The 13,080-nt window shown below is 48.2% G+C and carries 15 protein-coding genes; 9 read left to right on the top strand and 6 right to left on the bottom strand.

Translation table 11 applies throughout. The features are described 5' to 3' along the window. The 9 genes from ACTHR7_RS01955 to ACTHR7_RS01915 all read left to right on the top strand — a co-directional run bounded on the left by ACTHR7_RS01955 (window position 1) and on the right by ACTHR7_RS01915 (window position 7,239). Window positions 1–438, top strand: coding sequence for an acyl-CoA thioesterase (locus tag ACTHR7_RS01955; protein WP_004519960.1), 438 nt, complete (start codon window positions 1–3; stop codon window positions 436–438). Between the two features lie 101 nt (window positions 439–539). After that, a complete protein-coding gene (locus tag ACTHR7_RS01950; protein ID WP_293206871.1) occupies window positions 540–1,919 on the top strand; it encodes an MATE family efflux transporter in 1,380 nt (459 codons plus the stop codon). Between the two features lie 63 nt (window positions 1,920–1,982). Further along, complete coding sequence (locus ACTHR7_RS01945; RefSeq protein ID WP_293206874.1) at window positions 1,983–2,756, top strand: LEM-3-like GIY-YIG domain-containing protein; 774 nt, start codon at window positions 1,983–1,985, stop codon at window positions 2,754–2,756. A gap of 46 nt (window positions 2,757–2,802) precedes the next feature. Next, window positions 2,803–3,843, top strand: coding sequence for a UDP-N-acetylmuramate dehydrogenase (murB, locus tag ACTHR7_RS01940; RefSeq protein WP_070824383.1), 1,041 nt, complete (start codon window positions 2,803–2,805; stop codon window positions 3,841–3,843). 18 nt (window positions 3,844–3,861) lie between these two features. Next, window positions 3,862–4,503: a TetR/AcrR family transcriptional regulator gene (locus tag ACTHR7_RS01935; protein WP_440370232.1), complete on the top strand. Its 642-nt coding sequence runs from the start codon at window positions 3,862–3,864 to the stop codon at window positions 4,501–4,503. 89 nt (window positions 4,504–4,592) lie between these two features. Further along, window positions 4,593–5,366, top strand: coding sequence for an NAD(P)-dependent oxidoreductase (locus ACTHR7_RS01930; RefSeq protein WP_070824384.1), 774 nt, complete (start codon window positions 4,593–4,595; stop codon window positions 5,364–5,366). 50 nt (window positions 5,367–5,416) lie between these two features. Next, window positions 5,417–5,989 carry a ubiquinone biosynthesis accessory factor UbiJ gene (locus ACTHR7_RS01925; RefSeq protein WP_070824385.1) on the top strand — a complete coding sequence of 191 codons (573 nt, stop codon included), beginning with the start codon at window positions 5,417–5,419 and terminating at the stop codon, window positions 5,987–5,989. Window positions 5,990–6,016: 27 nt separating this feature from the next. Continuing rightward, complete coding sequence (locus ACTHR7_RS01920) at window positions 6,017–6,907, top strand: NAD(+) kinase (protein ID WP_039863638.1); 891 nt, start codon at window positions 6,017–6,019, stop codon at window positions 6,905–6,907. 26 nt (window positions 6,908–6,933) lie between these two features. Further along, complete coding sequence (locus ACTHR7_RS01915) at window positions 6,934–7,239, top strand: hypothetical protein (RefSeq protein ID WP_070824386.1); 306 nt, start codon at window positions 6,934–6,936, stop codon at window positions 7,237–7,239. A 98-nt stretch (window positions 7,240–7,337) separates the two neighbouring features. Here the strand turns inward: ACTHR7_RS01915 and ACTHR7_RS01910 are convergent, their stop codons facing one another. From ACTHR7_RS01910 to ACTHR7_RS01885, 6 genes are all read right to left on the bottom strand, one after another. Next, on the bottom strand, window positions 7,338–8,471 hold the full coding sequence (locus tag ACTHR7_RS01910) for an AAA family ATPase (protein WP_070504670.1): 1,134 nt from the start codon (window positions 8,469–8,471) through the stop codon (window positions 7,338–7,340). A gap of 32 nt (window positions 8,472–8,503) precedes the next feature. Next, on the bottom strand, window positions 8,504–9,307 hold the full coding sequence (locus ACTHR7_RS01905; RefSeq protein WP_070824387.1) for an RNA ligase family protein: 804 nt from the start codon (window positions 9,305–9,307) through the stop codon (window positions 8,504–8,506). A gap of 59 nt (window positions 9,308–9,366) precedes the next feature. After that, window positions 9,367–10,668, bottom strand: a complete 1,302-nt coding sequence (locus tag ACTHR7_RS01900) for a hemolysin family protein (RefSeq protein WP_070504676.1) — start codon at window positions 10,666–10,668, stop codon at window positions 9,367–9,369. Window positions 10,669–10,889: 221 nt separating this feature from the next. Continuing rightward, window positions 10,890–11,306: a low molecular weight protein tyrosine phosphatase family protein gene (locus ACTHR7_RS01895; RefSeq protein ID WP_440370231.1), complete on the bottom strand. Its 417-nt coding sequence runs from the start codon at window positions 11,304–11,306 to the stop codon at window positions 10,890–10,892. After that, the gene (locus ACTHR7_RS01890; RefSeq protein ID WP_070824389.1) at window positions 11,287–11,502 is read right to left on the bottom strand and encodes a hypothetical protein; all 216 of its coding nucleotides are present in this window, start codon (window positions 11,500–11,502) and stop codon (window positions 11,287–11,289) included. The genes ACTHR7_RS01895 and ACTHR7_RS01890 overlap by 20 nt, the downstream gene beginning before the upstream one ends. A 186-nt stretch (window positions 11,503–11,688) precedes the next feature. After that, window positions 11,689–12,996: a replication-associated recombination protein A gene (locus ACTHR7_RS01885; protein ID WP_440370230.1), complete on the bottom strand. Its 1,308-nt coding sequence runs from the start codon at window positions 12,994–12,996 to the stop codon at window positions 11,689–11,691. Window positions 12,997–13,080 lie beyond the last annotated feature (84 nt).

Below are 13,080 nucleotides of genomic sequence, written 5' to 3'. Positions count from 1 at the left end.
ATGAAAAAACACATCTACTGCCAACACAGCTTTGAAACCGAAGTTCCTTTTTTTGACGTAGATGCCATGCACATCGTGTGGCACGGCAACTATGTCAAATACCTTGAAACTGCACGTTGTGCTTTTTTGTCTTCCATCGGTTACGACTACAACGAAATGGGACGGCAGGGGTACAGCTGGCCTATTGTGCAGATGAACCTCAAATACATCCGCCCTGCCCGTTTCGGCCAAAAAATCCGCGTTGATATGGACATTGTCGAGATCGAAAGCTGCCTGCGTATCGATTACACCATTTACGATGCCGAAACCAATGAAAAACTGACTCGCGCTTCAACTACCCAAGCCGCAGTGTCGCTTTCAGACGGCCTGATGCAGTTTCAAACACCGGACAGCTGGTTGGAAGCAGTAAAAAGACATCCGACATTTAAGGCCGTCTGAAAAATTTAGCGATTAAACAACATATTGCCTACTTATCAGCATTACCCTTTATAATTTTACGTTTCTGTTTCAGACGGCCTTTATCCTCAAACCGCACACTTATGCTACTGAACCTCAACCGCTTTGCCTTTCCTGTTTTCTTAAAAGAAACCCGCCTGCTTACCGCCCTCGCCCTGCCTATGCTGTTGGCGCAAGTGGCGCAAGTGGGCATTGGTTTTGTCGATACGGTGATGGCCGGCGGCGCAGGTAAGGAAGATTTGGCCGCGGTGGCTTTGGGCAGCAGCGCGTTTTCTACGATTTACATTACTTTTATGGGCGTAATGGCGGCGTTGAACCCGATGATTGCCCAGCTGTACGGTGCAGGTAAAACCGAAGAAGTCGGCAAAACAGGAATGCAGGGCATTTGGTTTGGCTTGTGTTTAGGCGTATTCGGTATGCTGTTGATGTGGGCGATGATTACGCCTTTCCGTCATTGGCTGACATTAAACGATTATGTCGAAGACACAATGGCGCAATATATGTTCTTTACCAGCTTGGCTATGCCGGCCGCCATGATACACCGCGCCCTGCACGCCTATGCCTCAAGCTTGAACCGCCCACGCGCAATTATGTTGGTCAGCTTCACGGCATTTGTATTGAATGTGCCGCTGAACTATGTGTTTGTTTACGGCAAATTCGGTATGCCTGCTTTAGGTGGCGCAGGTTGCGGCGTGGCAACGGCGGCGGTATTTTGGTTCAGCGCATTGGCTTTGTGGCTTTATATTGCCAAAGAAAAATTCTTCCGTCCGTTTGGTTTGACGGCAAAAATCGGCAAACCCGATTTGACGGCTTTCAAACAGATTTGGAAAATCGGCGCCCCCATCGGCTTGTCTTATTTTTTAGAAGCCAGCGCGTTTTCGTTTATCGTCTTTTTAGTGGCGCCATTCGGCGAGGATTATGTCGCCGCGCAACAAGTCGTCATTAGCCTGTCGGGTATTTTGTATATGGTTCCGCAAAGCGTCGGCTCGGCAAGCACGGTACGCGTTGGCTTTTCGCTCGGGCGGCGCGATTTTTTGCGGGCGCGTTATATTTCAGGCGTTTCATTGGTGTTGGGCTGGATGCTTGCTGCCTGCACCGCGCTGCTCTTGGTCATCTTTCGCTTTCAGTTGGCCGGTATGTACACCAACGATGCGGCAGTATTAGGCATTGCCGCAACCGTTTTATTTTTCGCTTCTCTATTCCAACTGGCAGATGCTACCCAATGTATCGCTTCATATGCGCTGCGCGGCTATAAAGTGACCAAAATGCCGATGTTCATCCATGCCGTAGCTTTCTGGGGTTGCGGCCTGTTGCCCGGCTACCTGCTTGCCTATCATGCCGATATGGGCATTTACGGCTTCTGGACCGCGCTGACCGTTTCGCTGACAATTGCCGCCATTGCATTGGTATGGTGCTTGGAGCTTTGCAGTAAAGAGAGGGTCAAATCGCATAAGGCCGTCTGAAATTTCTTTCAGACGGCCTCCATTGATATTTCATTTACGGCTTATTCACTCTTAAGGAAAAAAATGTTTTCAACTTCCATTATAGAAAAACTTGCTTACTATGTTTATTGCTTGATTGACCCTAGAGACGGCAATATTTTCTATGTAGGTAAAGGCGTGGGCAATCGCGTTTTCCATCATGCCCTAGGTTCATTACAAGAAACAGAAAAGCCAAGTGATAAAATTGCTTTGATTAGGGAAATACATAAAAGCGGAAACCAGCCCGTGTATTACATTCTGCGGCACAACATCCAAACAGACAAACAGGCTTTTGAATATGAAGCAATGGCAATAGACCTACTCTCCCTAGTCAAGCCGAGCCAGCAGCCGCTGACTAATATTCAAGGGGGTGCGCATTCTTCAGAAGTAGGATTAATGAGTTTGTCGGAATTAAAACGAAAGTATGATGCTCAAGAATTAAAAACTGATAAACCCATTGTTTTAATTACGATTAATAACGAATATGAGAAACTAAAAAAAGACATTAGATCTGGGAATATTCCTGAAGCCAATAGGGATAAGGAAATTTACGAACGCACACGGAAATATTGGAAAATCGGAAGCCGACGTGAAAAAGCAAAATATGCAGTTGCAGTCTATCGCGGTTGGACATTGGCAGTGTATGAAATCGAAAGATGGATTTCTGCCGACGATATTATTCAAGGCCGTTGGATGTTTGAAGGCAAGTCGTTACCAGAAGGCTCCGACATTTATGAAGAAATCGTGAATAAGCTGACCTATTCTTCCCAAGAAAATTATAAAGCGCCCCAAAACCCCATTACCTATCGTAATTGTTAAATAGTAAGTTTTCAGACGACCTGAATCCACAAAATCACAAATCATCATGCAACCCATCCAATACCAAACCGACCTTACCCCTTACAACACTTTCGGCCTCAAAGCCCAAGCCCAAGCATTTGTTGCACTCAAACATGCCGATGAATTGCGCGACATCGTCCGGCTGCCCGAGTTCAACCGAGATACTGTTTTATGGCTCGGCGGCGGCAGCAATATTCTTTTGATGGAAGACTACGTCGGTCTGGTTGTGCATATGGAAAACAAGGGAATACGCGAAATTGGGCGTTCAGACGGCCTGGTTTATATCGAAGCGCAGGCCGGAGAAATTTGGCATGATTTTGTTTTGCATACGGTTAAACTGGGTTTGAGCGGACTGGAAAACCTCAGTCTGATTCCGGGTACGGTCGGCGCGTCTCCGGTACAAAACATCGGCGCATACGGCGTTGAAGTCAAAGATGTTATCCATAGCGTACGCTGCTTTGATTTGGATACGGAAACCTTTGTCGAGCTTTCCAATGCCGATTGCGATTTTGCTTATCGTGAAAGCCTGTTCAAACAGGAAGGCAAAGGCCGTTATGTGATTGTTTCGGTTGTATTTGCGTTGAAAGAGCATTTTATGCCGAACTTGGGCTATGGCGATTTGGCGGCCGCGGTTGCCGAATTGAGCCAAGGTCGCGAGGCGACGGCCAAAGATGTTTCCGATGCAGTGTGTGCAATCCGCAACAGTAAACTGCCTAATCCTAACGTGCTTGGTAATGTCGGCAGTTTCTTTAAAAACCCTGTTGTCAGCGCAGAAAAAGCGGCCGATTTGTTGCAGCAATACCCCAATATGCCACGCTATCCGCAACCTGACGGTTCGGTCAAACTCGCGGCCGGCTGGCTGATTGACCAATGCCGTCTGAAAGGCCATCAGATCGGCGGTGCGGCCGTGCATGACAGGCAGGCTTTGGTTTTAGTGAATAAAAACAACGCGTCCGCGCAAGATGTCCACCAGCTGGCACAATATGTTTGTAATACAGTATTTACTCAATTTCAGGTAGAATTACACGCAGAACCCAACTGGCTGCCGACTTCATACAGCCTATAAAACAAAGGAGTGTATCCCATGCCGCGCATTGCTAAAGTCAACACTTACACACGAATCATCAATGCCAGCCTCGCCTTGTTCAACGAAGAAGGCGAGCGCAATATCAGCACCAACCACATTGCCGCCCACTTGGGCATCAGCCCGGGCAACCTCTACTACCATTTCCGCAACAAAGACGAAATCATCGTCCAATTATTCAAGCGTTACAGCGAGGCCCTGCTTGCCTATCTTAACGAAGCCGTGTTGCCGTCTAATGTCGAAGACTCCATTAACTACATGGCCGGTATTTATGATGTGATGTGGGAATACCGTTTCCTTTTCAGCGATGTGAACACCCTGCTTGCCCGCAGTGCCGAATTATTGGGCGAACACAATACCTTTACCCAAGCCAAAGTTTCCCCGCTGTTGGTCAACCTGCTGACCCAGCTCAACGAGCTGAACATCATCAGTGCAGACCAAACCGCCATGAACGACCTCGCCGTCAATATGTGGATGGTAACGAAATACTGGTTCGACTTTGACAGCTCCCTGCGCGGTCGCGCCAAGTTGACCGAAGATTCCAAAGTACGGGGCATCAGCCGCACACTCAGCCTGTTGCGCCCTTACCTCCTGCCGGAACACCGTGCCGAATTCGACCAAAAAATCGGCAGCAACCATTAATTTTTCTATACAAAGGCCGTCTGAAAACGTGGCTTTAACCAAGTTAAAGCTATTTTCAGACGGCCTGTTAATTTTCGGATGCTTTATTTATGCACCTTCCCGATATTTCCATTCTCGGCTTAGGCTATCTCGGCCTGCCGCTGGCGCAAAAATTTTATGAGCAAGGCAATCAGGTAGCTGCCATCAAACGCAATCTGACCTCTGACGACATCAATTTGCCGATTGAACTCGACATCATCGATTTGAATCAAGACGATATTTTTTACAGTTCGGCCTTGTGGCAAAACCATATCAACAAGCCGACATGGTTCTGCCTGCTTCCGCCTTCGTCATTAAACCATTACGCCGATACCCTGAAAAAATGGATTCAACTTGCCGAGCAGTCCAAGGTACAACACATCATCTTTACCAGCAGCACCAGCGTGTATGGCAACCACGCACGCATATGCGATGAAACCACGCCGCCCGATCCGCAAACCGAATCCGCCCGTCAAATCCTCGCGGTTGAACAAGCATTGTTTGAAAGCGCCGTCCCCCATATCGACATACTGCGACTGGGCGGACTTTATTCTGCCGATCGTCATCCCGTTACCAAGCTGGTTCAAAAAACACGCATTCAAGGCGGCAATCAACCCGTCAATATTCTTCATAAAAACTTGGCCGTCCAAGCCCTTTTTCAGACGGCCTGCCAAGCTGACGGCAAACGTATCCGCAATATTGTCGAACCCCGCCACCCAAGCCGGGCTGAATTTTATACTGCCGAAGCAGCCAAACTCAGCCTACCGGCTCCTGATTTCATCATTGATGACAAAAGCAACGGCAAAATTGTAAATACCGTTTGCGCAGACGGGCTAAGCCTGTAAAATTGCGACTCAACCCATTAATCCGTTTCAGACGGCATTTAGAGTAAACCATGTCCGCCCTATTTCCCCTTATCAACCACCTGATACAGCAAAATCCAGAGCAACAGCGCGAGCTGTCTGAATTTGCAGGCAGCATCATCTGCATCAGCCTGACCGGTTTCAGACTGACCGGACGCATCAGCGAACAAGGTTTTCTTGAAACCGCAAACGAAACCGCCGACACCAACATCACATTCCACAACAGTGCCATCCAAAAAATCCTCCAAGGCGGTCAGCCCGGCGTGGGCGACATCAGCCTCGAAGGCGATTTGGTATTGGGCATGTCCGTCCTTCCTATTTTGGGTGGACTGCGCTATTATCCGAGCGAAGATTTGGCGCGTGTATTCGGTCATGTGGCCGCAGAAAGCATCAGCTCGCGCGCCGGCGACATCGGCCGCACCATGAAAAAAATCGGCAAAAGCATTGCCGAGCAAATCAGCGACTTTTCACACGAACCCGAATCCCCTGTTATCGACCAAGCCACGCTTGCCGCATGGTTGGAAGAAGTGGACAAACTGCGTGACGACGTTGCCCGCCTAAACGAACGCCTCGACCGCCTCGAGCGCGATATCTGGATAGATTAGACACTTAATTTCAGACGGCCTACTATCATGAAAAGCCCATTTAAAAATATCGGTATCGTTACACGTCCCAATACGCCTGAAATTCAAGATACCGTCCACACATTGGTTTCTTTTCTGCGCGAAAACGGCTTCACCATCTATCTGGATGAATTGAGCGTAGAAGAACACTGCGTCTATATCCAAGATTCCGCATACTGCGAAACCGTAAACAAAGCCCAGCTGGGCAAATATTGCGACCTCGTCGTTGTGCTCGGCGGCGACGGCACCTTCCTCTCCGCCGCCCGCGAAGTTGCCCCGCGCGCCGTCCCCATCATCGGCATCAATCAAGGCCACTTGGGCTTTCTTACCCAAATCTCACGCGACACCATGGTTGAGGGCATCCGCCCCGTACTGGAAGGCAAATATCTGCCTGAAGAGCGCATCCTCATTGAAGCCAGCATCATTCGTGACGGCGAAACCATCGAACGCGCCCTCGCCCTCAACGATACCGTACTGTCTCGTGGCGGCGCAGGCCAAATGATTGAATTTGAAGTATTTATCAATCAAGAATTTGTCTATACCCAACGTTCGGACGGCCTGATTATTTCCACGCCGACAGGTTCGACCGCTTATGCACTTGCCGCCGGCGGCCCCATCATGCAAGCCGGTCTGCACGCCTTCACGCTTGTGCCTATCTGTCCGCAATCCATGACCAACCGCCCGATTGCCATCTCCGACACCAGCGTAATCGAAATCCTCATTACCAAAAGCGGCGACGCACGCGCACATTTTGACGGACAATCCCATATCGACGTGCAAAACTTCGACCGCATCATCATTCGCCGCTATCACAATCCCTTGCGCGTCCTCCATCCCACCGATTACCAATACTTCAAAACCCTGCGCCAAAAGCTGCATTGGGGCGAACAATTGATTTAAACACCACTTCAATAAATAGGCTTACCATGAAAACCATTTCAAAAACCTTAATCATTACACTGTGTACTCTTTCCTCCCTATCCGTCTCCGCGCACGGCATGCACAAAAGCAAACCTTTATCCTTTGAAGAGTTGCCGAAAATCTGCCAGCAATATTTTACCCGCGCAGATGCGTGTTACCAAAAAGCAGGAGATAAAGCATCGTTCCAACGCGACAACACAAAATACCTGCGCCAAATCCTGCCTGCTGCCGACGTAGGCCAACGTGAACGCATGTGCCAAATTGCCATGGATACATTCGCCGAAAAAACAAAAAACTTGAGCTGCGAATAAAGACCTTTGTCTTAGCTCTAGCAATTTTTGATTTCATAAAAAGGCCGTCTGAAACATTGGATTGTTTCAGACGGCCTAATTACAAGGTTCTTACCCTTTTAAGAAGAAACCACAAAATCCACTGTATGCGCTTCACTGTAATCAGGGATTTCCAGCTTTTCTATCATGCGGTGCAACACATCATTCGGAACAGAATGTTCGCGGTTACGGTTTTGCGATAGTAATTGCGTGTAAGGCACTTCCAAATAAATGAGATGCACACGTGCACCGTAATCGGCAAACATCGGTAGCCATTTGCTGCGCAGGTCGCGGTTAAGATTGGTCGCATTAAAAACAAATGACGTACGGGCTCGCAGGTATTCTTTTGCCTGCTCTTTACCCAAACGCACTGCTTCGGCGGTATGTTTGGAGTCCGCGGGATTGAGTTTACGCTCACGGCGAATCTCATCCAGCGACAGCATGGGCAGATGGGCAAGATGTTGCCTGATGTAACTGTCTTTGCCGCTACCTGCTATGGCGCACATGGCGTACACATCAAAGGTTTGATCATCAAATGGCTGATAATCCGGCATTTCGCTACGGCCGTTAAGATAGAGATAGCGTCCGTAATCGCTGGCAAAAGTACGCGCCTTACCCCAACAAGCGTTTTCTTCACAGAGTTCACGAAACAAATCAATGCGCAGCAAAATATCCTGTTGGTCGCAACATATACGACCCAGTACATCGGCTTTAGCAAGCATGGCAAGATGTGCAGTATTGACCTGCAAACTGGCCGCTATGACGGCTCGCTCAGGATTAGGCTTGTTAATCGCCCATAAGGGCAATCCGTGCAAGCGCACGAGTTTGGCGATTGCTTCTCTTACAGCAAACGGAGCGGCAAGTTCGGTATACAGTAAAGTACGGGCGGTATGCTCGCCTTTTTTTGCGTGATGCGGCGAAACGAGACGCTCTTTGCCGTTTTCTATTTCACGCTTGGTCGTACTGCGTTTTTCCACATCATGCAGCATGGCGGCAGCAAACAGAATATGCTGCTCCTGTCCATCAAGCGCTTGAAACTCGGGCAATTGTAAAAGGGCTTCGCATACCATTTTGGTATGCGTAAATACATCGCCTTCGGCATGCCACTCAGGGTCTTGCGGAACGTCCTTCATATCGGCAAACCAGCTGAAACGACGTTCTAAGGCTTGCCAATCAGGAAGTTGACCGGGTATGTAATATGGGAATGTCCACATAATTGTCTTTCTTATTATTGGATAATTGGACTTCAGGCCGTCTGAAACTGCCAGCTTTGCCAATGGTATTTGTCGTAATCGATAAGACGGGCAGGCTTCCAAGTTTTCGTCCAATGAACGTCGGTTTTAACGTGTTTGGCTCGCACCAATTTGAAAAGATTGTCGAATTCATTGGATTGAACAGGCAGATTGCCGTTGTTGGTGGCAAAATCATCGGCGTTCCGGATAACGAAACCTTCGCTGCATGCCGCTCCTGTGTTCGGATCGTAGCCGCCAAGCTTGCCGGAAGTTTGTACGCTGTCCGTCCACGGTTCTCCCAAATTAGCAGCAAGCCATTGCGCTAAAGCAATATCTTCATTGGCGTACTTTTGAGTGAAATCTGCAAGCGGCTGGACAATGGGGATTTCTGGTACAGTCGGAAAATCAAACAGCTGCGCATAAAATTTAACCTCTTCCCATGAAAGCCAATGTCCGCCACGGCGGACTGCAAACAGGTAAAAATAGCTTTCCAGTTGCGAATAGGCAATCGAATGAATGCCATACATATTCTCGCCAAAAAGTTCAAGATCGCCTAAATCATCTTTGATTCGCTGCCATCGTTGCAGCAAAGGTTTATCCCACGGATGCTGGGTAGGCGCAGCATGACTACGGGCATAGAGGCCGTGCGCAGCAAAGCAGTTGTTTTGCCCATCTAATTTTTCGGTTAAAACCAATTTCGGCAGTGAGGCAAAATATGAAAGAAAGCCGCGCGGCATAAAGCGGTCGTCTGAAGTCGTGCCGAGGCTGATGGGCGCGTGCAGGCTGCGGGCGTATTTTTGAGGTTCAGTTGTCGTCATAATATTTTTTCCTTTTTATTTATTTTTTAATTTTCTTTTCAAGTGTTCCCAGCTACTTGTTACATTTTCCCCACCATATTTCCTTGTTTGGAAACCAAAAGTTGGTCGATTTTCAAATTTTCAGTATCGATGATTTCAAACTTATAACCGGCATAAACCAGAAAATCCGTACGCTTCGGGATTTTGCGCAGGGAATACATCATAAAGCCGGCGATGGTTTCATAATTTTCCGAATTGGGAAACTCTTCAATATCCAGCGCGCGCATGACATCGGCGAGCGGGGTCGCGCCGTCCACCAGCCAGGTGTCTTCGGTGCGGCGGATGATTTGCGGCTCTTCTTCGGTATTGACCAGCTCACCCATCACAATGCTCATCACATCTTTCAGCGTTACCACGCCGACCACCAGCGCGTATTCGTTCACCACTACGGCAAAGTCTTCGCCGGAAGTCTTGAAGGTTTCCAAGACATCGTAAAGCGACAGTGTATCGGGGATGAACAAGGCTTTACGCAACACGCGCTTGTCGGTCAGGCGGACGTCTTTTTCTTTTAAAAACAAAGTCAGCAGCGTGTGCGATTCGATATAGCCGATAACGCGTTCCAAATCGCCGTCGCACACCAAGAATTTATTGTGTGGTTTTTCCGACATTATTTCCAACACGGTATCGCTGTCGTCATGTTTGTCAAAATAGGCGATATATTCGCGCGTGCTCATGGTGGAAGTCACCGTGCGCTCCTGCATATCGAAAATGTTTTCAATCAGATAGTGTTCTTGTTCTTTCAATACACCAGCCTGCGCGCCTGCATCAACAACGGCATAAATATCTTCCGAAGTCAGCTGCTCCTGACGGACGGTTGAGATTTTGAAGAGTTTGAATATTGCGTTTGCCAACCCGTCAAAAATCCAGACAAGGGGCTTTAAGATAAAAATCAAAAACATCATCGGACGGACGATGCGTACCGCCACCGCTTCGGGATGGGTCATTGCCATACGCTTGGGCATCAGGTCGGCAATTAAAATAAAGCTACCTGTAACCAGCGAGAAGGTCAGCAAAGAGGCAGCTGTGCTGCCCCAACTGCCTGCGTTCTCCAAAAGTTTGCCAAAATACGGACGTATTGCCGCCTCGCCGACGATACCGGCAAGAATGGCGACGGCGTTCAATCCGATTTGGACGACAGTAATAAAACTGCCTGGCTGCTGCTGCATATTGATTACGTCAAGCGCGCGCGTATCGCCGCCGTCTTTCGCCATGACCTGCAATTTGATTTTACGTGCCGAGGCAAGCGCGAGTTCGGAACAGGACACAAACGCGCTAATGACAATCAGCAGGCACAATAATAGTAAGGCTTCAAAAATATTCATGGAAATGTGTGTGTATGGTATAGGTTAAAAATATTCATGGAAATGTGTGTGTATGGTATAGGTTAAAAATATTCAAACAGCAAAGGCCGTCTGAAAAATTCAATTTGATCTTAGATTTGCGTTTTATTTATCAGTGATGCGTGAAGAAAATGATGGTATTGAAATGAATTTTACTTAGAAGTAAGTCATATTTTTTTCAGATAATCTTGAGGAAAACCTCATTATCTAGACAGATAAGGCACGACACTTTCCTTCAATATTTCTATCAACTCTTCATCCATGTATCTGTAATCATCAGGAATATCTAAAACAATCATTTCCTTATATTGCAAAGCACGAGGAAACTGTGCCAGCAGACGGCTCTTATGTTTTTGTTCCATCACAAAAATCTTATCTGCCCATACGATGTCGTCTATGGAAACAGTATGCCGCGCATTGGGGCTAGTCCCCGCAGAACGTGCCTGTACATTTGGATAACGTCGAAATACGGTTTCAGCGGTAGGACTGCGCCATTGGTTACGACTACAAATAAAAAGTGCATTCATAAAAATTAAAAAAGGCGGAAAATATCCGCCTTGTGAAAACCATCTCGATTGAATCGAAAATGTATCTTTTGAGTTAATCAAACCATTCAGCATCAAATTCATGCTGTCTGAACGGATAAATAAAACCCAGTTTTTGTGCACGTTTGATTTTATTGCTGCGGAGATATATCAAATCCCACTTTTTTTCAGGTTTATATTTCAAAGGATTTTTGCCATGTATACGATGACTGGGGCGTTGCTCTTGATGTCGTCGCCATGCACGGCTACGACTTTGATCTAAATTGTCCATTATCTGCTTTCTAATTTTGTTTCGGAAATCGGGTTCAGCAGCCGCGATTTTTTATGTATTCGATTATTCGGCAAAAAATAGGATGACAAAATTATAGCGAAATTAAAGATATAATGCCAATATTAAACAATTTATTACGCTCAAAATAGCCAAAGGCCGTCTGAAACTTGAGACACATTTATTGTTTTAATCATCCAGCGCCTCTTCATCCAAGGATTTCAACCATTTCAGCTTTTCGCCAATTTTGATTTCCAGCCCGCGCGGGACAGGTTGATAGAAATCGGGTTCATCCAAGCCGTCGGGCATATAGCTTTCGCCAGCGGCGTAGGCATTTGGTTCGTCGTGGGCGTAACGGTATTCGCGTCCGTAGCCCAATTCTTTCATCAACTTGGTCGGGGCGTTGCGCAGGTGGACGGGTACTTCGTCGCTGGCGTTTTCTTTAACGAAGCGGCGCATTTGGTTGTATGCCTTGTAGCCCGCGTTGGATTTCGCGGCGGCAGCAAGGTATAACACGGCTTGCGCCAGTGCGAGTTCCCCTTCTGGCGAGCCTAAGCGCTCATAAGTCGCTGCGGCATCATTGGCAATCGTTAAGGCACGCGGGTCGGCAAGCCCGATGTCCTCCCACGCCATGCGCACGATGCGGCGGGCGAGGTAGCGCGGGTCGGTGCCGCCGTCGAGCATACGGCAAAACCAATACAGCGCGGCGTTGGGATGCGAGCCGCGCACAGATTTGTGCAGGGCGGAGATTTGGTTGTAGAAACTCTCGCCACCTTTGTCGAAACGGCGGATTTGCGCCCCGAGACTGTCGGCGAGAAATTCGGCGGTCAGGGTCTTCAGACGACGTGTGTCGGCGGCGCGTAAAAGTTGTTCCAGCAGATTCAACAATCTGCGCGCATCGCCGTCGGCGGTATTGACGAGCAGCTCCTGCGCATCGGCTTCAATCGTGAAATCTCGGTATTCGGGCAAAGCCAATACTTTGGCAATCAGCTTTTTGAGGTCGTCTGAAGACAAAGATTGCAAAACATACACCTGCGCGCGGCTCAACAGCGCGGGATTGACTTCAAACGACGGGTTTTCCGTAGTTGCGCCGATAAAGGTCAGCAAACCGCTTTCGACATGCGGCAAAAACGCGTCCTGCTGCGCCTTGTTGAAGCGGTGGACTTCATCGACAAACAAAATCGTCGCGCGTCCCTGTTGCAAAGCGATTTCGGCTTTATCGATTGCCTCGCGTATGTCTTTCACACCAGAAAATACAGCGGAAACAGGCAGAAACTGGGCATTGAAACTCTGCGCCAAAATCCGTGCCAGCGTGGTTTTGCCTACACCTGGTGGCCCCCACAGCAACATAGAATGCGGCTTTCCTCCCTCCACCGCCACACGCAAAGGTTTGCCTTCGCCGATTAAGTGCTGTTGCCCGATGACATCGTCTAAAGAATGCGGGCGCAGACGTTCGGCTAAAGGGGCTTCTGGTTGGCGGGCGAAAAGGTCGGACATGGCGGTTTCCATGAAAAGGGTTTTCAGACGACGTGGATTATAGCAGGTCGTCTGAAAACAGACGGATGGTAAAGGAAATAATAA

This window comes from Neisseria sp. P0007.S010 (genome assembly GCF_051962875.1).
Classification (GTDB): Bacteria; Pseudomonadota; Gammaproteobacteria; order Burkholderiales; family Neisseriaceae; genus Neisseria; species Neisseria subflava_A.
The sequence above is the reverse complement of the archived record's forward strand: the minus strand, read 5'-3'. Positions and strand labels throughout refer to the sequence as shown.